23 protein-coding genes are annotated in these 23,104 nt (G+C 46.3%); 20 read left to right on the plus strand and 3 right to left on the minus strand.

All coding sequences use genetic code 11. From position 1 onward, the window contains the following. The first annotated feature begins 3 nt into the window (after positions 1-3). The 4 genes from R6242_RS01930 to hemL all read left to right on the plus strand — a co-directional run bounded on the left by R6242_RS01930 (position 4) and on the right by hemL (position 3,269). Positions 4-840 carry a M48 family metallopeptidase gene (locus R6242_RS01930; RefSeq protein ID WP_318423203.1) on the plus strand — a complete coding sequence of 279 codons (837 nt, stop codon included), beginning with the start codon at positions 4-6 and terminating at the stop codon, positions 838-840. Beyond that, positions 840-1,262 (plus strand): CopD family protein, encoded by a 423-nt coding sequence (locus R6242_RS01935; protein WP_318423206.1) that lies wholly within the window; start codon positions 840-842, stop codon positions 1,260-1,262. The genes R6242_RS01930 and R6242_RS01935 overlap by 1 nt, the downstream gene beginning before the upstream one ends. 15 nt (positions 1,263-1,277) lie before the next feature. Continuing rightward, entirely contained in the window at positions 1,278-1,739 is a 462-nt protein-coding gene (locus R6242_RS01940) for a CYTH domain-containing protein (protein WP_293934456.1), read from the plus strand. A 252-nt stretch (positions 1,740-1,991) separates the two neighbouring features. After that, on the plus strand, positions 1,992-3,269 hold the full coding sequence (gene hemL / locus R6242_RS01945) for a glutamate-1-semialdehyde 2,1-aminomutase (RefSeq protein WP_318423208.1): 1,278 nt from the start codon (positions 1,992-1,994) through the stop codon (positions 3,267-3,269). Positions 3,270-3,396: 127 nt separating this feature from the next. On the opposite strand, the gene R6242_RS01950 is transcribed toward hemL, so the two are convergent. Then, complete coding sequence (locus R6242_RS01950) at positions 3,397-3,897, minus strand: TlpA disulfide reductase family protein (RefSeq protein WP_318423209.1); 501 nt, start codon at positions 3,895-3,897, stop codon at positions 3,397-3,399. A 369-nt stretch (positions 3,898-4,266) separates the two neighbouring features. Between R6242_RS01950 and ylqF the strand changes: the two genes are divergently transcribed. The 10 genes from ylqF (at position 4,267) to R6242_RS02000 (ending at position 13,652) form a co-directional block, all read left to right on the plus strand. Continuing rightward, on the plus strand, positions 4,267-5,166 hold the full coding sequence (ylqF, locus tag R6242_RS01955; RefSeq protein ID WP_293934464.1) for a ribosome biogenesis GTPase YlqF: 900 nt from the start codon (positions 4,267-4,269) through the stop codon (positions 5,164-5,166). Positions 5,167-5,274: 108 nt separating this feature from the next. Beyond that, a complete protein-coding gene (locus R6242_RS01960) occupies positions 5,275-5,478 on the plus strand; it encodes a hypothetical protein (protein WP_293934465.1) in 204 nt (67 codons plus the stop codon). Beyond that, positions 5,471-5,788 (plus strand): cell division protein ZapA, encoded by a 318-nt coding sequence (locus R6242_RS01965; RefSeq protein WP_293934467.1) that lies wholly within the window; start codon positions 5,471-5,473, stop codon positions 5,786-5,788. The genes R6242_RS01960 and R6242_RS01965 overlap by 8 nt, the downstream gene beginning before the upstream one ends. Before the next feature lie 85 nt (positions 5,789-5,873). Then, positions 5,874-6,608 (plus strand): 5-formyltetrahydrofolate cyclo-ligase, encoded by a 735-nt coding sequence (locus R6242_RS01970; RefSeq protein ID WP_318423212.1) that lies wholly within the window; start codon positions 5,874-5,876, stop codon positions 6,606-6,608. 289 nt (positions 6,609-6,897) lie between these two features. Next, positions 6,898-9,459, plus strand: coding sequence for a phosphoenolpyruvate--protein phosphotransferase (gene ptsP, locus R6242_RS01975; RefSeq protein WP_318423214.1), 2,562 nt, complete (start codon positions 6,898-6,900; stop codon positions 9,457-9,459). 122 nt (positions 9,460-9,581) lie between these two features. After that, complete coding sequence (locus tag R6242_RS01980; protein ID WP_318423216.1) at positions 9,582-9,833, plus strand: PTS transporter subunit EIIB; 252 nt, start codon at positions 9,582-9,584, stop codon at positions 9,831-9,833. Positions 9,834-9,878: 45 nt separating this feature from the next. Beyond that, the gene (ptsG, locus tag R6242_RS01985) at positions 9,879-11,648 is read left to right on the plus strand and encodes a PTS glucose transporter subunit IIBC (protein WP_318423217.1); all 1,770 of its coding nucleotides are present in this window, start codon (positions 9,879-9,881) and stop codon (positions 11,646-11,648) included. 312 nt (positions 11,649-11,960) lie between these two features. Beyond that, positions 11,961-12,419: a phytanoyl-CoA dioxygenase family protein gene (locus R6242_RS01990; protein WP_318423219.1), complete on the plus strand. Its 459-nt coding sequence runs from the start codon at positions 11,961-11,963 to the stop codon at positions 12,417-12,419. 91 nt (positions 12,420-12,510) lie between these two features. After that, positions 12,511-12,699 (plus strand): PspC domain-containing protein, encoded by a 189-nt coding sequence (locus tag R6242_RS01995; RefSeq protein ID WP_318423221.1) that lies wholly within the window; start codon positions 12,511-12,513, stop codon positions 12,697-12,699. Positions 12,700-12,773: 74 nt separating this feature from the next. Continuing rightward, the gene (locus R6242_RS02000) at positions 12,774-13,652 is read left to right on the plus strand and encodes a DMT family transporter (protein ID WP_318423222.1); all 879 of its coding nucleotides are present in this window, start codon (positions 12,774-12,776) and stop codon (positions 13,650-13,652) included. A 33-nt stretch (positions 13,653-13,685) separates the two neighbouring features. On the opposite strand, the gene R6242_RS02005 is transcribed toward R6242_RS02000, so the two are convergent. After that, entirely contained in the window at positions 13,686-15,704 is a 2,019-nt protein-coding gene (locus R6242_RS02005) for an NADPH-dependent 2,4-dienoyl-CoA reductase (RefSeq protein WP_318423224.1), read from the minus strand. Positions 15,705-15,914: 210 nt separating this feature from the next. Between R6242_RS02005 and R6242_RS02010 the strand changes: the two genes are divergently transcribed. Beyond that, the gene (locus R6242_RS02010) at positions 15,915-17,162 is read left to right on the plus strand and encodes an AmpG family muropeptide MFS transporter (protein WP_318423226.1); all 1,248 of its coding nucleotides are present in this window, start codon (positions 15,915-15,917) and stop codon (positions 17,160-17,162) included. 128 nt (positions 17,163-17,290) lie between these two features. On the opposite strand, the gene R6242_RS02015 is transcribed toward R6242_RS02010, so the two are convergent. Then, a complete protein-coding gene (locus R6242_RS02015; RefSeq protein ID WP_318423227.1) occupies positions 17,291-18,067 on the minus strand; it encodes an exodeoxyribonuclease III in 777 nt (258 codons plus the stop codon). Between the two features lie 70 nt (positions 18,068-18,137). Here R6242_RS02015 and pyrE point away from each other — a divergent pair, with 70 nt between their 5' ends. From pyrE to rsmG, 5 genes are all read left to right on the plus strand, one after another. Continuing rightward, the gene (pyrE, locus tag R6242_RS02020; protein ID WP_293934622.1) at positions 18,138-18,776 is read left to right on the plus strand and encodes an orotate phosphoribosyltransferase; all 639 of its coding nucleotides are present in this window, start codon (positions 18,138-18,140) and stop codon (positions 18,774-18,776) included. 12 nt (positions 18,777-18,788) lie between these two features. Beyond that, positions 18,789-19,382: a DUF4124 domain-containing protein gene (locus R6242_RS02025; RefSeq protein ID WP_318423229.1), complete on the plus strand. Its 594-nt coding sequence runs from the start codon at positions 18,789-18,791 to the stop codon at positions 19,380-19,382. 56 nt (positions 19,383-19,438) lie between these two features. Then, a complete protein-coding gene (ppgK, locus tag R6242_RS02030) occupies positions 19,439-20,215 on the plus strand; it encodes a polyphosphate--glucose phosphotransferase (RefSeq protein ID WP_293934616.1) in 777 nt (258 codons plus the stop codon). Between the two features lie 322 nt (positions 20,216-20,537). Beyond that, complete coding sequence (gene mnmG, locus R6242_RS02035; RefSeq protein WP_318423231.1) at positions 20,538-22,445, plus strand: tRNA uridine-5-carboxymethylaminomethyl(34) synthesis enzyme MnmG; 1,908 nt, start codon at positions 20,538-20,540, stop codon at positions 22,443-22,445. Continuing rightward, positions 22,442-23,083: a 16S rRNA (guanine(527)-N(7))-methyltransferase RsmG gene (gene rsmG, locus R6242_RS02040; RefSeq protein ID WP_293934612.1), complete on the plus strand. Its 642-nt coding sequence runs from the start codon at positions 22,442-22,444 to the stop codon at positions 23,081-23,083. Before mnmG ends, rsmG begins: the two co-directional genes overlap by 4 nt. Positions 23,084-23,104 lie beyond the last annotated feature (21 nt).

Raw genomic sequence — 23,104 nt, forward strand, 5'->3', positions numbered from 1 at the left:
GCTATGAAAAAGCTGATTAGCGTTACTGTTCTTTCAGCACTATTGCTAGGCTGTCAGCAAGTAAGTACGACGGATAGCGGTGTTACCAATATCAACCGTAAACAAAGTATGAGCATGCTTTTGTCTGAGCAAGAAGTAGACAAAATGGCACTGCAGTCCTACCAAGAAACCTTGAGTAAGGCGCAATCCAAAGGCGTGCTAAATAGCAATAAGCAAATGACGGCTAGGGTACGCGGCATTGCCAATCGCATTATTCCTCAAGCCAGCGTTTTTCGTGGTGATGCAAGTAAATGGGATTGGGAAGTTAATGTTGAAACCAGCCCAGAGCTCAATGCCTATTGCATGGCAGGTGGCAAAATTATGTTTTACTCCGGCATTATCGAAAAACTAAAGTTAACTGATGATGAAATTGCCCAAATTATGGGCCATGAAATCAGCCACGCTTTAAGAGAGCATAGCCGTGAGCGTATGAGTAGCGCCTATAACAAGCAATTAGCCATGCAAGGTTTATCCATTCTTACCGGTGGTAAATACGATGGCTATATGGGCATGGCCGATCAACTGGTGCAAGTAGGCTATTTCTTACCTAATAGCCGCGAGCATGAATCAGAGGCCGATACCATGGGTCTAGAGCTGGCCGCCAGAGCAGGTTATAAACCAGAGGCAGCAGTAAGCTTATGGCAAAAAATGGCCGCCGCCAGCCAAGGCCAACCGGCTGAATTTTTATCAACTCACCCATCAAACCAAACTCGAATTCAAGACTTACAAGCTAAAATTCCGACGGTACAAGGTTTGTATGAAGTTGCTTTGCGTAAATACCCCGCTAAAAAGGCAAATTAATGCTCTGGATAAAAGCATTGCACATTATTTTTATTACCAGTTGGTTTGCAGGTTTATTTTATTTGCCAAGGTTATTTGTAAATCATGCCATGAGCACAGACCCAGCAACGATAGAGCGTTTAAAACTCATGGAGCATAAATTAATCCGCTTTATGACACCCTTAGGTATTTTGGCGCTGGTATTTGGTATTTGGCTCTGGTCTTACTTTGATTTTTATATGGGTCCAGGCTGGCGCTGGATGCATGTAAAGCTCACTTTAGTCGCCGTTTTAATCGCTTATCACGCGTTGTGTTGGAAGATTTGCCAAGATTTTGCACGCGACTGCAATACACGCAGCCATCGCTGGTATCGTTTTTTTAACGAAATCCCCGTACTTGTTTTAGCCGCTTGTGTGATTTTGGTGGTGGTTAAGCCGTTTTAATCCTTAGGAACTAATATGGGCATTGAGATTGAACGTAAATTTCTATTAAGCAACGATGCTTGGCGCAGTGCAGCGCAACAATCTAGTCGAATTGCTCAGGGTTATTTATCTAGTGATCCAAATCGAATCGTGCGGGTTCGCTTAAAAGGTGAGCAGGGATTTATCACCATAAAAGGCAAAACAGAGGGTATTGAGCGCTTAGAATTTGAGTATGAAATTCCTAAACAAGACGCAATAGAGCTACTGAAGCTTTGCCCAATTTTACTCGATAAAACCAGATATTTAGTAGAATTTGCAGGGTATACTTGGGAGATAGACGAATTTCATGGCATAAATGCACCACTGATTATTGCTGAATTAGAGCTAACAAGTAGCGATGAGTATTTTGATAAACCTGAATGGTTAGGGGAAGAAGTTTCGGATGATCCACGCTATTTTAATAGCTATCTTTCTGAGCATGCTTATACAACTTGGTGATATTAAACAGCTGCAATTCAATAGCCATATAGTTGTAGCTTGATACTGAGTGAAACGAAGCCCAACAAAAAATAAGCACCTTTACAGAGGTGCTTATTTTTTTGTACCCAATATTTAAATAGAGCCAAGTTGCCCATGTAGTAACAAATATAAAACTACGTTGCTAGAAAAACCAAACAACATGTAATCGCTAAACAATGCTCTAGCAGATTGATAGCGCTATCATATTGTTTTTCTATTTTGGATCTCGACATGAATCAAAACCAACAATTGTTTGCTGCCGCACAAAAGCATATTCCTGGTGGTGTTAATTCCCCAGTGCGGGCTTTTGGTTCTGTTGGTGGCACACCACCCTTTATTAAAAAAGGTGAGGGCGCTTATATTTGGGATGCCGATGATCAACGTTATATTGATTATGTTGGCTCTTGGGGGCCCTTAATCTTAGGCCATGCTCATCCTGATGTTGTTGCAGCGGTGATTTCTACCGCTAAAAATGGCATGAGTTTTGGCGCGCCAACGGCTTTAGAAGTGGAATTAGCGGATTTAATCTGTGAAATGCTACCGTCTATCGAACAAGTGCGCTTAGTTTCTAGCGGTACAGAAGCCACAATGAGTGCAATTCGCCTTGCACGTGGCTTTACAGGGCGCGATAAATTGGTGAAATTTGAAGGTTGTTACCATGGCCATGCAGATAGCTTATTAGTAAAAGCCGGTTCTGGGTTGTTAACTTTCGGCAATCCTTCATCAGCAGGTGTTCCAGCGTCAGTTGCCGCAGATACTTTAGTGCTACCTTATAACGATGTGGCAGCTATAGAACAATTATTTGCGGAAATCGGTAATCAAATCGCTGCCATTATTGTAGAACCCATCGCTGGCAATATGAATATGGTACAAGCCAGCCCTGCTTTTGTTCAAGCGATGAGAAATTTAAGCACTAAATACGGCGCAGTACTGATTTACGATGAAGTTATGACTGGTTTTCGTGTTGATTTGCAATGTACCCAAGGTTTACATGGCATCAAACCGGATTTAACTTGTTTAGGTAAAGTGGTTGGCGGTGGCATGCCGCTTGCGGCTTTTGGTGGTCGTAGCGACATTATGGCGCAGCTGGCTCCTTTAGGGCCCGTCTATCAAGCAGGTACTCTTTCTGGAAATCCTGTTGCAGTTGCTGCAGGATTAGTTACTCTAAAGAAGATCCGAGAAGCTGGATTTTTTAATTATTTAACACAACAAACTAATAAATTAATTACAGGTTTAATTCAGGTTGCTAAAGAAACCAATACTGTTTTTAGCGCCCAAAGTGTGGGTGGGATGTTTGGTTTTTATTTTAGTGAGTCTATTCCAGAATCGTTTGCAGATGTAATGAATTCTGATCGTACTCGTTTCAATGCTTTTTTTCATGGCATGTTAAATAAAGGAATATATTTAGCGCCATCTGCATTTGAAGCGGGTTTTGTTTCTGCAGCACATAGTGATGAAGATATATTAAATACACTTGCTGCTGCTAAAATTGTTTTTAATGAGTTATAAATAATAATTTTAAAAAAAACGACCTACGGGTCGTTTTTTTTTGCCATTAATTTGAGTGCTATTATTTTTTATGTAGACGGTTTTAAATTAGTTAAAAATATATAACACATTGATTTTAAAGAATTATTTATATTTTTTTTATTTCTTTTTCAATTAAATTTTCTATTTCTTTTATGTCTGCAACACCCACATATTTTTTAATTATCTCACCATTTTTATTAATTAAAAATGTACTTGGTGTTAATCCAACATCCCCAAAAGCTTTAGCAATTTTTCCATATTTATCATGTTGAACAAAAAAAGGAAGATTTTTTTCTTTTACATAATTTTCAATATATTCTGGAATATCGTAATCCATTGCAACTGCGATTGTTTTGTAATTAGCCGTTTTATATTTTTTTTGTAATTTTATAAGTTCTGGCATTTCTTGAATACAACCAGTGCAACTTGTTGCCCAGAAATTAACTAAAACGATTTGGTTTTTTAATGTAGACAGATTTAGATTTTGACCTTGAATGCTAGTTAATTTTATATCAGGTGCAGATTTATTTGGAGCTTGAAAAAGTAAGTAGCCAGTGATGCTTAAAACAATACTGATTATGAGTGTCAGCTGTAAGTATTTTTTCATTTTTTCTGTCCTTATCTTGCAAGGTAGCGATTTTAGAACATTTTTTGGGTGTTTTGCGTTGAAAAATTTATTTACATCTTTTTTTTTTTTAATACTTCATTTAAGAAGAAAGATATAAGAACAACTAATAAGGGTTGCGCTTTCCTGTGGATAAGTCATTTTCTTTATATTTTTCAACACTTTAACTTATCCACAAGGCTGGGTGTTAAATCTGTTTGGCCTGTGGATAATTTGGAGATAGTTTTTTGGGATTCCCAAGCTTTGTAGTTATCCACAGAGCCAGTTGATATTGCCCACAGCCCAAGTAGTTGATTTGATGGATCGTTTGATTTTTCACCGTATAATGGCTCGTTTTGACGGAGGGGTTCGATGGCGATCCAGTGGTTTCCAGGGCATATGAACACTGCCCGCAAGCAGGTTGCAGAGACCATGGCCAAGGTAGACTTGGTGATTGAGGTGGTTGATGCTCGCTTGCCACTGTCTAGTAGCAATCCCATGATTGAACCGATGAGAAGGCTAAGGCAGCGTCCCGCCTTGAAGGTTTTGAATAAAGCAGATTTGGCGGATCCAAAACTCAATCGTATGTGGCTCGATTGGTTTAAATCTCAGCCGGGTACTGAAGCGGTGCTGTTAGGCGAAGACAATAAGATCCAAGGTGCAAAACTGATCCCTCAGCTTTGCCAAGCCTTGGCTCCACATCGTGATGGGGAACATAAACCGCTTAGAGCAATGATTGTGGGTATTCCTAACGTGGGTAAATCTACGTTAATCAATCACTTAGCCAAGCGTAAAATTGCTAAAGTGGCTGATACACCTGGTGTGACTAAGATGCAGCAGCGTGTAGAGACGTTGGCTGGGATGATTTTGTATGACACGCCAGGCTTGATGTGGCCCAAAGTGCAAAATGAAGATTCTGGTTACCGTTTAGCGATGGCAGGATCGATTGGTCGTAATGCTTATGATGAAGTGGATGTGGCTTTGTATGCCATTGAAACCTTGATCGAGCGCTATCCGCAGTTATTGCTTGATCGGTATAAATTGAAAGATCTGCTGGGTGATGCAGAGCCTTTGTTTGAGTTGATTGGCAAAAAACGCGGTGCGATGTTGTCGGGTGGTCGTATTGATACCCAAAAGACCGCAGATATGATTTTGACTGAGTTTCGCGCTGGAACTTTAGGCCGTATTACTTTGGAAACTCCGGATGATTTCTTGGAAATGCCGGTTTATGATCCAAATGATGAAGCAGAGTTGCCTGATCCAGATTTGTGAAATGACGTTTTGAGCATGGTTCATTGCGAAGATAGATTCATTATTGACGCGGCGTGTTCTAGAAAAATGTCTTAGAATTCGACTGCTCTGTAGCTTTGGAAGTGACTGATGGAAGCTGAACTTGTAAATCTTGAAGACAAAGTCGAGCAATTAGCTCAGCTTTGTCGTGAGTTACGCGATGAAAATCGGGGCTTACGCCAGAAATTATTGCTAACACAGCAGCAAAATCAAGGTTTGCTCGCTAAGGTAGAGGGCAGCAAAGAAAGAGTTGCGGCTATCTTGGCGAAGCTGCCGGAGGATCAGAATGAGTGATGCGGTGATTAAGCAACTCGACGTTTCTATCATGGGCCGTGAGTTTCGTGTGGCTTGCCCTGAAAACGAAGAAGCGACTTTGGTACAGGCCGTGGAGCTACTCGATCAGCGTATGCATGAGATTCGTGCGTCTGGCAAGGTGATTGGTTTGGAAAAAATTGCCATTATGGCCGCGCTAAATATTACGCATGAATATTTGCATACGCGGGTTGATGGAGGTTTTGACATTGCTACAATTCAGCGTAGAATTGCCAATATGAATTCAACGATTGACGCAGTAATGGGTGAGCAGATCGATATGTTTTCCTGATGCGGCAATTGTGTACACCAATGCTTTCCTGCGGTGTTTGTTACGACTTGTCTCTCTGAACCAATAATTACTTTGGTTGCCTGCCATGAGCATGCCTGTTGTGCGCATCCCCCGTTGGATGCACCTGATGGCATCCGGTCGGTGGCCGCTTGAACCTTCGGTTCAAGATTGCTCGTCGGACGACACTCGCGGGAAGCTCTTCATTGTTTCACATCACGTGAATATCATCGGTAAACCTAGCAAATCCGAAGCACGGCGTTTGATACGTCGTGCTCGTGCTTCTATCCCCCCCCTTGAAAGATATGCCGCAGAGAGTGCTGTTGCCATGCAGGCAAAGCAGCTTGGTTTATTGCGGCGTGGCCTAAAAATTGCCGCTTATATTCCTGCCGGCAGTGAGTTTTCCCCTTGGATATTAATGCTACGCGCTCTTTTAGGCGGTGTAGAGGTGTATCTGCCGCAAGTACCAAAGCGAGGCAGAAAGCTTAATTTTGTACGCTTAGATGCTAAAAATCGTTGGAAGCTAGGCCCACAAAATATTCTTGAGCCACAGTCTGGTATGCCATGCTCTCCCCGTGATTTGGATATCGTTTTTTTGCCTTTGCTGGGCTTTGATTCAAATCTAGCTCGTTTAGGACAAGGAGGAGGCTACTATGATTGTACTTTTGAGTTTCGGCGCTGGCGTCGGGTGTGGAAAAAGCCCCGTTTAGTGGGTTTAGCTTTTGATGTGCAGCACGTGGAGCAATTAGCTGTGGATAGTTGGGACTTACGATTAGATTACATTCTGAGTGGTCAAAAAATCTGGCGAAATCCTAATCGCTGATTACATTTTGTTGTAGTCATTGCACATGTATTTTTCTGGCTTGCACTAAACAGAGTCATTATTTAGCGAGGTGACATGCATCTAGCTGCCCAAAATCGCTGTTTTGTGAGGTAACGCAAATTTATGCAATGACAAAGGCAATAAATTCACAATTATTTTCTTTGCCTTAGCACTAAACTAGCACCCAGTAGAAATCTCCTAACCTAAGCGCAATGGATTGCTACATCCCGATTGGCTTTAAAGCCGACAAAGAGTCTTTACAAGCACTGCCCCCAATAACGAGGTTGCCATGAATAACTCGACTCAAGCCTCTCGGCTGGATCTTTTTGCACCGCTGTCTGGTGTTGTTGTTGCTATCGAATCGGTTCCTGATCCGGTTTTTGCTCAAAAAATGGTGGGTGATGGGATTTCCGTTGATCCTATTTCCAACCTCTTACTGGCACCGGTTGCCGGTAAAGTGACTCAACTTCATTCTTCACGGCATGCGATTACTATCACCACGCCTGCAGGTGTTGAAGTGCTGATTCACATTGGTTTGGATACGGTCATGATGCGCGGCGAAGGTTTTACCGCCAAAGTGGCCGAGGGCGCAGACGTAAAAGTAGGCCAGCCGCTGATTGAGTTTGATGCCGATTTGGTTGCACGCAAAGCTTTGAGCTTATTAACGCAGATAGTGATTACAACGGGCGATAAAGTAGTTAAGTACATCCCAACGACAAAAAAAATGGTTGTTGCTGGGCAAGATATTTTGCTTTCTTTAGATTTGGCAGGCGCCACTTTAGTGGGTAATGCAAGTAGTGCCGCCCCACAGGCTGATGCAGCTATTCAATCTGCAGCCGTGATTGTGCCAAACCCAACTGGTTTGCATGCTCGCCCTGCTGCTGTGCTGGCCAATATGGCTAAGACGTTTAAATCTGAGCTGAAGTTAGTACGTGCAGGCGATGAAGCTAATGCCAAATCTGTGGTTTCGATTATGGGCTTGGAAGTTCAGCACGGTGATTCGATTTTTGTCAAAGCGATCGGCCCAGATGCAGGTCAAGCGGCTAAAGCGCTAGCAGAGCTGATTGCCAGCGGTTCAGGTGAAGATTGTGGCGGCGTGTTGCCAGCGGCTGCGGCAAAGCATATTCCTAAGCCACAAACTCGACCTGCATTAAAATCGAATGATCCAAATGTGCTGATGGGTGTATCTGCCTCACCTGGTTTAGCGGTTGGGCACATCTTCCAAGTCAAACAAGAAGTGATCGACGTGCATGAGACGGGTGACACGCCTGATCTAGAAAAACGTCGTTTAGATGTTGCGCTAAAAGAAGCTTATCAGCAGTTAGAAGCATTGAAAGGTGAAATTGCTGATCCAGCAAAGGCAGAAATCTTTACCGCTCACCAAGAATTATTATCTGATCCTGATTTACTGGATCTTGCTACGGCAGCGATAAGCCAAGGGAAGAGCGCAGGGTTTGCATGGCGTGCTGCATTTACCAGCTATGCGGATAAATTGGCCAAGCTAAAAAATGAAATTTTAGCGGGCCGAGCTAACGATATTCGCGATATTGGTCGACGTGTATTGCGCTTGATTGCGGGGATTAAAGAAGCAGCCTTTGAAGTGCCAAATGATGCTATTTTGATTGCCGAAGACTTGACCCCATCGGATACCGCAAGTTTAGATCGCAATAAAGTGCTGGGTTTTTGTACGATTGGTGGCGGGGCAACCAGCCATGTAGCAATCTTGGCTCGATCTTTGAATATTCCGGCGATTTGTGGCATTGAAGACGCTGCTCTGCAATTAGCCAACGGAACTCCGGTTATTTTGGAAGGCAGCAAGGGCTGTTTGCGTTTAAATCCGTCGCCAGAAGAAGTGAGTAGTATTCGTGAGCGCCAACTTAAATTAGCTAAACGTCAGGCCGAAGAGCTGGCCGCCGCATTTGAGCCTGCCACCACCACAGATGGTATTTGCGTTGAAGTGGTCGCCAATATTGGCGGGCTGGAAGAAGCGCTGCAATCGGTAAAACTGGGCGGTGAAGGTGTTGGTCTGCTACGTAGCGAATTTTTGTACTTAGAGCGCACCGAAGCGCCTTCAGAAGCTGAACAAGACAAAATCTATAGCGATATTGCCAAATCACTTGGCAAAGATAGAACTTTTGTAGTTCGTACTTTGGATGTAGGCGGTGATAAGCCTTTGCCTTACCTGCCGATGCCAGCAGAAGAAAACCCATTCTTGGGCGTGCGTGGCGTGCGTTTATGTTTGGCTGAGCCAGAATTGCTGCACACACAAATTCGCGCCATTTTGCGTTCTGCTGAACACGCCAAATTAGCCATCATGTTCCCGATGATTACTTCTTTAGAAGAAGTCCGGACAGTGAAACGCATTGTGGCAGAAGAAAAAGCGGCTTTAGGTATTACCGCCGCAGTGCAGATTGGGATTATGGTAGAAGTGCCTGCCACGGCCGTGATGGCAGAAATCTTTGCCCGTGAAGTCGATTTCTTCTCGATTGGCACTAACGATCTCACCCAGTACACACTGGCGATGGATCGTGGCCATCCTAAGTTAGCTAAAGAGGCTGATGCAATGCATCCAGGTGTATTGCGTTTGATTGCCAACACCGTGAAGGGTGCACATACCCATGGTAAGTGGGTAGGGGTTTGTGGCGGTATTGCCTCTGATCCTTCTGCCGTTCCCTTGTTAATTGGTATGGGTGTGGATGAATTATCCGTGAGTGTGCCTGCTATTCCGGCCGTTAAAGCCTTGGTGCGCACACTATCAAAAGCAGACTGCCAGAAGTTGGCCGCTGAAGTGCTGCAAATGGGTACGGTGGCAGAAGTTCGTACGCGTCTATCTCAGCAACTCGCTGATTAAATAATGATCAAAACAGGCCGATATTGGCCTGTTTTGTCAAGCGGACAGATCAAGCTCTAAAGCCTTATATCATGCGGTGTTCAATGGATTGTGGCACTGCGCCTTATGCGTGAGAATCAACCTTGAAAGATCAAAACACAATGCGCGACAGTTTCCCTTTTTTGTTGGTAGCAGCTTTGGGTGGTTGGGGCAATATAAGCTCCTTAGAACTGGTGGCTTTAACGCGTTTACGCGTGGTATTGATAGATGCGAGCCGCTGTAATTTAGAGCGATTACAACAAGCCGGTGTTCTGGCGGTGATGTCTGTTAAGAGTCCAGTTTTCCACCTTATCATTGGTGCTGATGCCCCACGCTATATGGAAATCCTGTCTTAGAAAATAGCTGCTTGGTTTTGCCAAGTAGTAAGCAGTACGGAGAAGATGATGTTTAAAAACGCTTTTGCATTTTTGCAAAAAATCGGCAAATCGCTCATGTTACCGGTGTCAGTATTGCCAGTAGCGGGCTTATTGCTTGGTTTTGGTGCTTCCAATTTTTCTTTTTTACCGGAAGTCGTTTCACATTTGATGGCCGCGGGCGGCGGTGCGATTTTTGGTAATCTCGCACTGATTTTTGCAATTGGTGTGGCCTTAGGCTTAACCGAAAACGATGGTGTAGCCGCAATTGCTGCCGTGGTCGGTTATGTTGTGCTGCTGGCAACCATGGGCGTGATGGCTCCGGTGCTGGGTACTGAGCCCGCCATGGTTATGGGCATGAAGGCGATGGAAACCGGTGTATTTGGCGGGATTATCGCCGGTGCGCTGGCGGCGGGTCTGTTCAATAAATACTATCGCATCGAGCTGCCTCCTTACCTTGGCTTCTTTGCCGGTAAGCGCTTTGTGCCGATTGCAACTGGTATTGCGGCTATTTTTGTCGGCGTGATCTTGTCGCTGATCTGGCCACCGATTCAGGGCGTGATTAAAAGCTTCTCGCAATGGGCCGCCTATGCGGATCCGCGTATTGCTGCAACGTTGTACGGTTTTGTAGAGCGTATGCTGGTGCCGTTTGGTCTGCACCATATCTGGAATGTACCGTTCTTCTTTGAAATTGGTAATTACGTGGTGGATGGCAAGCCTGCTGTGCACGGCGATATTGCTCGCTTCTTTGCCGGTGATCCAACGGCCGGTATCTTGTCTGGTGCGTTCTTATTCAAGATGTTTGGTCTACCTGCGGCTGCCATTGCTATTTGGCACACAGCTAAGCCAGAAAACCGCGTCAAGATCGGCGGGATTATGGTTTCAGCGGCGTTGACATCATTTATGACCGGTATTACCGAGCCTATCGAATTTGCTTTCTTATTTGTGGCTCCACAGCTTTACCTGATTCATGCCTTATTGGCTGCCTCTACCCAGTTTGTAGCTAACTCGCTGCATATCCATATGGGCTTTAGCTTCTCGCAAGGTGGTATTGACTTCTTGATGTTTAATGCTCTGGGTAAATATGCGCAAAACTGGTGGCTGATTCTGCCGCTGGGCGCGGTTTATGCAGCGATTTACTACTCGGTATTCCGTTTTGTGATTGTAAAACTCAATCTGAAAACACCGGGTCGTGAAGACGAAACGGCTGAAGAGCATGTGGTAGATAGCAGCGAGCATGGCCGTGCACGTGAATTAGTGCTGGCATTTGGTGGTCGCAGCAATATCAGTGGTTTAGATGCATGTATTACCCGTTTGCGTATTTCGGTTAAAGATATCTCGAAAGTAAATCAGCCTAAGCTCAAAGCGATGGGTGCTGCAGGTGTGATGGTAGTGGGCAATGGTATTCAGGCTATTTTTGGTACCCAGTCAGATAATCTAAAATCCGATATGGTAAGTTACCTGAAAGTGGCCGGCCCAGAAGCCGATGCGGTGACTGCTCCGGTGCAGGCTGTACCAGCGGCTACTGCAAATGCTACTCCGGCAAGCACTACGGGTAGCGATATCCATGGTAAAGCGATGCAAATTCAGGCGGCTTTGGGTGGTTTATCCAATATCCGTAAGCTAGAAGCCATTGCGGGCACGCGTTTACGTGTAGAGCTGGCAGATGCATCGCGCTTGAATGAAGCCGCTTTAAAAGAGGCAGGCGTTGAAGGTGTAATGCCACAGGGTGAACAAGTATTTCACCTAATTGTGGGCCAACAGGCTGGTGATGTTGCGAGTGCCTTAGCAAAATAAAAGCTTGGTAGTTTATGAGAAAGCCCGTCAGCAGTGACGGGTTTTTTTTCGTTGAAATAAAGAGTAATGGTAAGCTGGATGTCAAAATATCTTACTCGCATAGATAAATATGAATGCATTTGAGCGTGATGGATTTACTTTGGTTTCCGCCGTATTAAACCCTGCGGAATGCAGAACTATTGCTGGGTAGATTGAAAAAATGCGTTGTACTACGATAGGAACACGGCGCCTATTATTACAAGATGGGTCGATCTCTGGCTGTAAAAGTACGCCAGCACCCAGCTTTATCACCATTGATCCCAGCAGGCTTGGTTGCGGTGCAGTGCACTTTTTTTTGAAAAATCTGCTTCCCGTAATTGGCTGGTCGCTGTGCATCAAGATTTAAGCATTCCTGTGGCAGAGCGTATTGAGCACCCTGCATTGCAGGGCTGGTCAGTTAAAGAAGGCCAGCTGTATGTACGTGCGCCTGTAGAGGTGTTGCAGCAGTTGATTGCGGTGAGGATACATCTGGATGCCTGCGGGGCAGAGGATGGCCCGCTACGCTTGGTGCCAGGATCGCATTTGCAGGGCTTGGTGACGGCGGAGGATGCTGCCTTAGCTCGCCAGCAAGAAATCGTCTGTGTGGCTGAATCTGGTAGTGCTTTGTTGATGCGGCCCTTACTTTTGCACTCATGTTCAAAATCTTCTGGAAAAAGTCAGCGCAGAGTCTTGCACTTTCTGTTTGCCCCCTTAGAACTGCCTTTGGGGCTTCGCTGGAGCGATATAGTTTGATTGGGGTATTTTTTTGATTATTTGTAAAGCAAAAACGTGTTATTTTTTGTGGAACGGATTGCCAATCGCAGTGCTAACTAGGAAATAAACCATGAATAAAGTTTTACGCAGAAGCCGTGATGACCAATGGATTGCAGGGGTAATGGGCGGGCTGGCTGATTATCTGGGAATAGGCTCGGGCAAACTGCGGCTGATTTTTGTAATTGTGTCTTGTCTTTCAGCTGCATTTCCAGGTATTTTTGTTTACTTGATTCTGTGGTTTTTAATACCCAAGCAATAGATTAAGTTTGCCGTTTTGTATTGATCTCATTTCTGGCTAGGCTCTATTTATAAAAAACATAAGCTGAGTTATTAATGCCCATTTCTGCGTTTGCACTGGTTATTCTGGCTGGCTTTATTCATTCCTTGTGGAATGTTGCGGCGAAAAAAGCCGGTGGAGACGCGCGCTTCGCTGGTTTTTCCAGCCTGATTATTATGGTGGTCTGGGCGCCGGTCGGTATTTATTATGGTTGGGATGTGGTGCCAAGCTGGGGTTGGCGTGAATGGGCTTTTGTTTCGCTCTCAGGCGTCTTGCATGTGCTGTATTTTGTGGCGCTACTGCGAGGCTATCGTAAGGCCGATTTAACGGTGGTGTACCCGATAGCGCGTGGTTCTGGGCCGCTAATTTCTTCAGTGTGTGCGATATTTTTGCTTGGCGAAGTGTTGTCTTTACAGGGCATGCTGGGAATGTTGGCGGTTGTGGCTGGTGTGTTTTTAATTGCCGGTGGGCCAAAAATATTTAAAACGATGCAAGATGCAAGCCAAGGCCCACGTGTACGGCAGGGACTATTTTATGGCTTGCTAACAGGTATATTTATTGCCAGTTATACGGTTTTAGATGGTTATGCAGTTAAAGTTTTATTACTTTCACCGATTTTGCTGGATTACTTTGGCAATTTTATTCGGATCATTTTTTTAGCTCCGTCCTTACTAAAAGACAAAGCAACTTCGCTTTCCATGTGGAAAACACAATGGAAATACGCGCTGATTGTGGCGGTGGTTAGCCCTATTTCCTATGTTCTTGTTTTGTTTGCTATGCAGACGGCCCCACTTAGCCATGTTGCCCCTGCTCGTGAAGTCTCTATGTTATTTGCTGCCTTAATTGGTGGCCGATTACTTGGAGAAGGGGATCGGGTATTGCGTTTGCTGGGGGCGGTATTGATTGCTACAGGTGTGGTTGCCTTAGGGATGTAAAAACGGGCTTGTGAATCACAAGCCCGCTCTAGCTTAAAACCCCATTGCCAGATTAAAACCTTCGGCAATAGCGCGTTTAGCGTCTACTTCCCCGGCCAGCAATGCGCCGCCAATGCGATGCACGGGTGCTCCGCTTGCACTGAGTTCATCCCAAAGCGTTGTTACCGATTCCTGCCCTGCGCAGAGCACAATCTGATCGACTTCAAGGCAGATTTCTTCATTATTTTGCTTGATATGCAGGCCAGCATCGTCGATTTTCAGGTATTCAACCGAGCCGAGCAGGTTCACGCCGCGTAATTGCAAAGTGGCACGGTGTACCCAGCCAGTGGTCTTGCCTGGGCCGCTGCCAGGTTTGCCCTTGCTGCGTTTTAATAGCCAGATTTCACGGCCGCTAGGCTGCATGGCGGGTTTGGCTAAGCTGCCTGCGCTGCTCATGCTGGAATCAATCCCCCAGTCGCGGATAAAGTTGTCTGTTGGGCTGAGATCGGTGTGGGTTTCGGATAAAAATACCGCCGTATCAACGCCAATGCCACCTGCGCCAATAATAGCAATTTTTTTGCCCGGTTTAACTTCCCCACGCAGCAGGGCTGGGTAGGAAACCACGCTAGGGTGATCGATTCCTATTAAGGCGGGCACGCGTGGCTTTACGCCGCTGGCGACGACAATTTCATCAAATTCGCCAGCTAGCTCGGCTGCTTTGGCAAAGTGATTCAGTTTTACGGTTACGCCAAGGTAATCGAGCTGATTGCGGTAGTAGCGCAGCGTTTCGGTGAATTCTTCTTTACCTGGGATGCGTTGGGCAATACCAAATTGGCCACCAATGGCACTGCTGGCTTCATACAGGGTGACCTGATGGCCACGGCTGGCTGCGGCGGTGGCACAAGACAGCCCAGCAGGGCCCGCGCCAATCACGGCGATGCGTTTGGCTTGCTGGGTTTTGGCCGCAATCGGGAATTCAGTTTCGCGGCAGGCGCGCGGGTTAACTAAGCAGGACGCCGCTTTGCCTTCAAACACATGGTCTAAACAAGCTTGATTACAGGCGATACAGGTGTTGATCAGGTTTGCTTGTTTGGCGGCGGTTTTGTTTACAAAATCAGGGTCTGCTAATAATGGGCGGGCCAGCGACACCATATCGGCATCACCGCTGGCTAAAATATGCTCGGCAATTTCTGGCGTGTTGATGCGGTTTACCGCGATCAGCGGGATAGACACATGATCTTTTAGTTTGCGGGTAACCCAGCTGAAACCACCGCGCGGCACGGCGGCGGCGATGGTTGGAATACGGGCTTCGTGCCAGCCAATACCTGTATTGATGATGCTCACGCCAGCGGCTTCAAGTAGCTGGGCAAGGATAATTGCCTCTGGCAGGGTGCCGCCGTCTTGGACTAAATCGAGCAAAGACAGGCGGAAGATGACGATAAAGTTGGGGCCAACCGCAGCGCGCACGGCTTTGCTAATTTCAACCGCGATACGTTGGCGGCGGGTGGCGTCACCGCCCCATTCGTCGTTCCGTTGATTAACATGGCTGCAAAGGAATTGGTTAATCAGATAGCCTTCCGAGCCCATGATTTCTACACCATCGTAACCCGCAGCTTGGGCGAGCTTTGCGGTAGTGGCAAAATCGGCGATGGTGGCTTTAATTTCTGCATCACTTAATGCGTGCGGTGTAAACGGCGTAATCGGTGAGGCAATGGCGGAAGGGGCCACGCTGGCGGTGTGGTAGGCATAGCGGCCTGCGTGCAAAATTTGTAAACAGATTTTGCCACCTGCATCGTGCACGGCTTGGGTGATGGGCAGATGGCGGGGGATATCAGCTTCATCGGCCAGCATGGCCGCATCTTCATAAATACGGCCTGCTGCATTGGGTGCGATGCCGCCGGTTACAATCAAGCCCACGCCCCCTTTGGCACGCTCAGCATAAAAAGCGGCCATGCGCTCAGGCCCATCAGGTGCTTCTTCAAGCCCCGTGTGCATAGATCCCATCAAAACGCGGTTTTTAAGGGTGGTAAAGCCCAGATCGAGCGGGCTTAATAGCTGTGTGTAGGTCGACATTGCGGCATTTCCAAACGATTGTTTGAATTAACATTAGCCTGATTCCTCTGGCTTGTCCTATTGGGGTTTACCAGCAGAGCGCAGGAGATGGCGTATTTGCTTACCGTTTTGGTAAAAATAGCCTGTGTATTTTTGAATAATAGCCTGAGTGATGGCCTTGAAATGTTGAATTTAAGGTAAGGTAATGCCTCCATTTTACCGCCAGACACTATGACTACTACTCACTGGAAATCGCTCTTGTTCTCTCGGCGCATGCTGATTTGTGTGTTTACCGGATTTGCCTCGGGTTTACCGCTGTATATCCTGATTAACTTAGTCCCTGCGTGGTTAAAAAGCGAAGGGGTAAATTTAAAAGCGATTGGATTTTTCGCGCTGATCCAGTTTCCTTTTACTTGGAAATTTATCTGGGCTCCCTTATTGGATCGCTATGCTGTGCCGGGTTTAGGCAGGCGGCGCGGCTGGATGCTGCTCACTCAAATTGCCTTGCTGGGTTTAATCGCCTCATTTGGATTATTTAACCCAAAGCTCGATTTATGGTCGATTGCCTACCTGGCCATGGCTTTGGCATTTTTTAGTGCTAGTCAGGATATTGTGCTGGATGCTTATCGGCGTGAAATTCTGAGCGATGAAGAATTAGGCCTAGGTACTTCAGTGCATGTAAATGCCTATCGCATTGCCAGCCTGATTCCCGGTGCGTTTTCTTTGATTTTGGCCGATCATTTGCCATGGGCGCAGGTGTTTATGATTACCGGTTTGTTTATGCTGCCGGGAATTGTGATGACACTGTTGGTGAGCGAGCCGCAATTAGTCCGCCCGCCTAAAACACTGCGTGAGGCGGTGGTTGAGCCTTTCTACGAATTTATGACCCGCCACGGCTGGCGTAATGCCATATGGATTTTGGCATTTATCTTTTTATATAAATTAGGCGACAGCATGGCCACCGCGTTGGCGACGCCGTTTTATTTAGAAATGGGTTTTAGTAAAACAGAAATTGGCGTGATCGCTAAAAATGCAGGGCTATGGCCTGCGGTATTTGGCGGTATTGTGGGTGGCGTGTGGATGTTAAAGCTGGGGATCAATCGCGCATTGTGGCTGTTTGGCGTGGTGCAGGTCTTGTCTATCTTAGGGTTTGCTTGGTTGGCGACTATGGGCACGGATAAAATGGCCTTAGCCAGTGTGATTGCTTTTGAGGCCTTAGGTGTTGGGCTGGGAACTGCAGCTTTTACTGCCTTTATCGCCAGAACGACTGATCCGCGCTATACCGCAACCCAGTTTGCCTTGTTTACCAGCCTAGCAGCAGTGCCCCGCACCTTTATTAATGCCAGCACGGGCTGGTTGGTAGAACAAATGGGCTGGATCAATTTCTTTTTCCTATGCACCGCTTTGGCGATTCCGGGCATGTTGCTGCTGTTTAAAGTCGCACCGTGGAATTCAGAAAAATCAACACCCAAATCTTAAAGTACAGCAACGATGCAAGAATGGAAAAAACCTAAATCTTGAACCACGGAGGACACGGAGAGCACGGAGTTTCACGGAGAAAACTATCCGCCTCTGTGCTCTCTGTGGTTCAAGATTTGGGTTTAGATTTAATTAACTTGGTAGTCGTAGTTCACAATCAGCGGGGCGTGGTCGGAGAATTTTTCGTCTTTATAAACGAACGCACTTTGCGCCGTGGCTGCAATGCCGGGGGTGGTGATGTGGTAGTCGATACGCCAACCCACATCTTTGGCATAAGCTTGGCCACGGTTGCTCCACCATGTGTAGCCGGGGATTTCTGGGTAAAGCTTGCGCCAGACATCTACAAAATTTAGCTCGCTGAATAGTTTACCCAGCCAACTACGCTCTTCTGGTAAGAAGCCTGAGTTTTTCAGATTGCCTTTCCAGTTTTTAAGATCGATTTCATTGTGAGCGATATTCCAGTCACCCAGCAGAACCACTTCGCGCCCGCTGGCGGCAAGCTGCTCTAAATGTGGGCGGAAACGCTCCAGAAATGAGAATTTAACCTGCTGTCGCTCGTCTGACGATGAGCCTGATGGCAAATAAAGGGAGATGACAGATAGATTGCCAAAGTCGGCTTGTAAATAGCGGCCTTCAAAATCGATATCGGCAATACCAAGGCCGGTAATGACACGGTCTGGTTCGCGGCGGCAATAGAGCCCTACGCCGCTATAGCCTTTTTTGTTCGCATAATGAAAAAAACCTTTTAGCCCTTCTGGTGTCTTCATTTGCTGGGAAAGATCGGCTTCTTGTGCTTTAAGTTCTTGCAAGGCCACCACATCGGCGTCTTGTTTTGCCAGCCATTCAAAAAAGCCCTTATTTGCAGCCGAGCGAATGCCGTTTAAATTAGCACTGATAATGCGCATTCGGTGTCCTTTTGTAAGAAATGTTATGCTTCGCAATATTGAGATCAATAATAAAACAGGAAAATGCAGCATGAGTGATTTTCGCCGCGACTTTATTTCTTTTGCTGTAGAGCAAAATGTGCTGTGTTTTGGTGATTTTATCACTAAGGCTGGCCGTCAATCGCCGTACTTTTTTAACGCAGGTTTATTTAGCGACGGCACATCGGTAGGTGCGTTGGCGCAGTTTTATGCACAGGCGGTATTAGCGTCTGGCGTAGAGTTTGATGTGTTATTCGGGCCAGCCTATAAAGGAATTGTCTTGGCATCGGCGACCGCTGTGGCTTTGGCAGCGCAGGGCCGGAATGTGCCCTTTGTGTTTAATCGTAAAGAAGCGAAAGATCATGGTGAAGGCGGCGTTTTAGTGGGCGCACCGCTTAAAGGCCGAGTGATGATTATTGATGACGTGATTTCTGCCGGTACTTCGGTGCGTGAGTCGGTGAATATGATTCGTGCTGCGGGTGCCGAGCCAGCTGGGGTTTTAATTGCACTTGATCGAATGGAGCGTGGTCAAGGTGCGTTGTCGGCAGTGCAAGAAGTGGAACAGCAGTTTGGCATTCCTGTGATCCCTATTGCTTCTTTGGATGATTTGCTAGGGTATTTGGGCGCTCAGGCTGGCACGGATGAGAAATTAGCTAAAGTGAGCGCTTACCGTAATCAGTACGGCATCTAAAAGGTCTATTTCATGTTGCGTGGTTTCTTTACCTTTTTACTGTTGGCGCTATTTACGGCAACGGCCTCGGCTAAGCTGTATCGCTGGGTTGATGAAACAGGGCGGGTGCAATACAGCGACAAACCGCCGTCGATCACACCTAGCAGCGGTATATCTGAGCTCAATAAATCAGGAATGGTAAAAACCACGCCCGTGCCTGTGATAAGCAAGGAAGCGCAAGACCAAAAATTGCAGGAACAAGCGCAGCAAAAAGAGCAGCAGCGGAAAGATCGTGCCTTATTACAATCGTTTTCTCGACCTGAAGAAATTGATATTATTCGAGATCGGCGTATTGGCATGATTCAATCTGCAACGATTGCAAATACTATGCGCTTGCAAACGGCAACACAGCGTAAAGAGCGTATAGAAAAACAAATGAGTCGCTTAAATAAAAATAATAGGCCTATCCCTGCTGATTTGGACGCTGAGTATGCTTTGGCTAAAAAAGAATTGTTGGATATTAATGCGGATAATAAAAATAAATTAAATGATATTGAAATAGTTAAAGCTAAGGCAGAAGAAGATAAAAAACGCTTATTAGAGCTTAAATCACCTGCTCCAAAATAAAACCATGCACTATTTTTTATAAAAATAATTAATATATAATTGAAGAGTAAAAAACCATGACAGAGCAACTAACTTCCCCAAAAATTGTTTTGGGAATTGATATCGGTGGCACAGGGATTAAAGGTGCGCCGGTTAATGTTGAGACCGGCGAGCTATTAGCTGAGCGTATTCGTATTGATACGCCGCAGCCCGCCACGCCAGAGGCTGTGGGCTTGGTGGTTAAGCAATTGGTTGAGCAGTTTAATTGGCAAGGCCCAATTGGCTGTACTTTCCCTGCCATTGTACATAACGGGGTGACACTTTCTGCCGCCAATGTAGATCCTTCTTGGTTGAATGCACCCGCTCAGGATATTTTGGCTCAAGTAACGGGCTTGCCCCTTAAATTAATTAATGATGCAGATGCCGCTGGCTTGGCCGAAGGCGTATTTGGTGCAGCTAAAGGTGTTGCAGGCAAAGTACTGATGATTACGCTTGGTACGGGTATTGGTAGCGCTTTAATTGTGGATGGTAAATTAATTAGCAATACCGAATTTGGTCATCTTATTTTCAAAGACAATGAAATTGCAGAAAAATATTGCTCTGGTAAGGTAAAAGATGATTTAGATTTAAAATGGAAAGAATACACACAGCGGCTTAATGAATATATCTTGCATCTTCAATTATTGCTTTCACCAGATTTACTTATTATTGGTGGTGGAATTAGTAAAAAGCATGAAAAATTTATTCCAGAATTAACAGGCTTGCGTTTCCCTGTGGTGCCCGCCGAGCTGAAAAATGATGCCGGTATTGTAGGCGCGGCGATTGAAGCTGCGCGTGAGTTTGGTGTGCTGTAGCTGGGGTGAGATAAAGTTTTCTGATTGGTCGCTTTATTCAGCCATACTTGGTCGTAGCACTTTAGCCGCGAATATCTTAGGTTTTTTTTATTCAGGTTTCGCGGCTAAGGTTATCGTTACCTCAAGGCAAGCAAGTAAGCTGGAACATTCTGCTATCTAGAAGGCGTTTGAGCACCTTCGTTTAAATCCCATCTTGCATGCCCTATGTGGACTTAGAATTTTGTTCCACGTGAAACGCCCCGAAATAATCGGGGCGTTTTGTCGCGCCGTGATAGTCGTCGGGGCCGATAGGGCGTAAAATCATTGCCCTTTGCCTGCTGGAATGCCCACTATGCTTTATCCTACTCGATACGACGTGATTGTCGTTGGCGGCGGTCACGCTGGGACTGAGGCTGCGTTGGCGGCCGCGCGCATGGGGAATAAAACTTTACTCCTCACGCATAATATTGAAACCCTTGGCCAGATGTCTTGTAATCCCTCGATTGGTGGGATTGGTAAGGGCCATTTGGTTAAAGAAGTGGATGCTTTAGGCGGCGCTATGGCGCTGGCTACCGATTTTGGCGGCATCCAGTTTAAAACGCTGAATTCCAGTAAAGGCCCAGCTGTTCGTGCCACTCGCGCGCAGGCTGATCGTGTTCGCTATAAAGCGGCCGTTCGGCATATGCTGGAAAACCAACCCAATTTAGATTTATTCCAGCAGGCAGTGGACGATCTGACCCTCGATGGCGATCGTGTAACTGGCGTGATAACGCAAATCGGCATTCGTTTTGAGGCGGGTGCGGTGGTGCTGACTGCCGGCACTTTCCTTTCTGGTAAAATTCACGTCGGTTTAGAAAACCACGTCGGAGGCCGTGCGGGAGATCCTGCGTCGGTTACGCTGGCTGCGCGTTTACGCGATTTAAATCTACCCGTTGGCCGCCTAAAAACTGGCACGCCACCACGCATTGACGGCCGATCCATTGATTTTTCAGTGTTAGAAGCGCAATACGGTGATACGCCTGAACCGGTGTTTTCGGTGCGTGGCAATGTGGGTATGCATCCAAAGCAATTGCCTTGCTGGATGGCGCATACCAATCTTAAAACGCATGAGATTATCCGCAGCGGCTTTGATCGTAGCCCGATGTTTACCGGCAAAATTGAAGGCGTTGGCCCGCGTTATTGCCCAAGTATCGAAGATAAAATTAATCGCTTTGCCGACAAAGACAGTCACCAGATTTTCTTAGAGCCAGAAGGCCTAGATACCCATGAGTATTATCCAAACGGTATTTCTACCAGCTTGCCGTTTGATATTCAGCTAGCTGCCGTGCGCTCGATTGCCGGTATGGAAAACGCGCATATCCTGCGCCCAGGCTATGCCATTGAGTACGATTACTACGACCCACGCAATTTAAAAGCCAGCTTTGAAACCAAAAACATTGCCGGTTTATTCTTTGCTGGGCAAATTAATGGCACAACAGGCTACGAAGAAGCCGCAGCGCAAGGCTTGTTGGCAGGCTTAAACGCTGGCCTCTATGTGCGAGAAAAAGACGCTTGGACGCCAAAACGCAATGAAGCTTATTTAGGCGTGCTGGCGGATGATCTGGTGACCAATGGCGTGACCGAGCCTTACCGCATGTTTACCAGCCGCGCCGAGTACCGTTTGCAATTACGCGAAGATAATGCCGATTTACGCCTTACCGAAATGGGCCGTGAGCTGGGCTTGGTGGGTGATGTGCAGTGGGAAGCCTTCTGCAAAAAACGTGATGCGATTGAGATAGAATTAGCGCGCTTGCGCACTACATGGGTAAATCCACGTATTCTTGCGGCAAGCGACGCTGAGCGTGTGTTGGGTAAAGCGATTGAGCGTGAATATACGCTGGCCGATTTGCTGCGCCGCCCGCAGGTCTCTTATGAAAGCTTGATGACGATGGAAATGGCCCAACCTGGCGTAGCAGATCCGCTGGTGGCCGAGCAGGTAGAAATTCAGTTGAAATACCAGGGTTATATCGAGCGGCAACAATCTGAAGTGGCCAACCGCGATAATCTAGAAGAATTCAACTTGCCCCATGATTTAGATTTCACGCAGGTATCGGGTTTATCTAAGGAAGTGCAGCAAAAATTAAGCAAGCATAAGCCGGAAACCATGGGCCAAGCGTCCAGAATTTCGGGTATTACCCCAGCAGCCATCGCTTTAATGCTGGTTCATCTTAAGAAAAAACAAGCGCTTGATGCGAGTAAGGTTACTGAATGACAGCTTCTGATTCCCTGTTTTCTGAGCTGGCCGCTGGCCTAGCTGAGCTTAAAATTGATTTGTCGATGTCCCAAGCCGCAAATTTATTGGCGTATGTGGCCTTGATTGCTAAGTGGAATAAAACCTATAGCCTAACGGCGATTCGTGAGCCAGAGCGTATGGTTTCGCACCATATTTTAGATTCGCTCGCACCCTTGCCACAGTTTAAGGGCGAGAATATCCGCATCTTGGATGTAGGATCGGGCTTTGGTACGCCTGGAATTCCTTTGGCGATTGCGCGGCCTGATTGGCAGTTATTTTTGCTCGATTCAAATCATAAAAAAACCACGTTTTTACGCCAAGTGATTGCCGAATTAAAGCTTACCAATGTCACGGTGCTGACCGAGCGCGTGGAGCTATATAAGCCAGAAGCGCCATTCCAGATCATTACTTCGCGTGCTTTTGCTGAGTTGGGCGAATTTATCAAACTGACCAGCCATTTATTGGCTGAAGATGGCGAATGGGCTGCTTTGAAAGGCGTTTACCCGTTTGAAGAAATCGCTCACTTACCCGCAACTGTTAAAGTTACCCACGTGGATCATTTAAAAGTGCCAGGTATCGATGCTGAACGTCATCTGGTGCATGTAGTTAAGGCATAGTTGTGCTTTTTTAACGGCCTT

Source organism: Iodobacter sp. CM08, assembly GCF_033446605.1.
In the GTDB taxonomy this organism is placed as follows: Bacteria; Pseudomonadota; Gammaproteobacteria; order Burkholderiales; family Chitinibacteraceae; genus Iodobacter.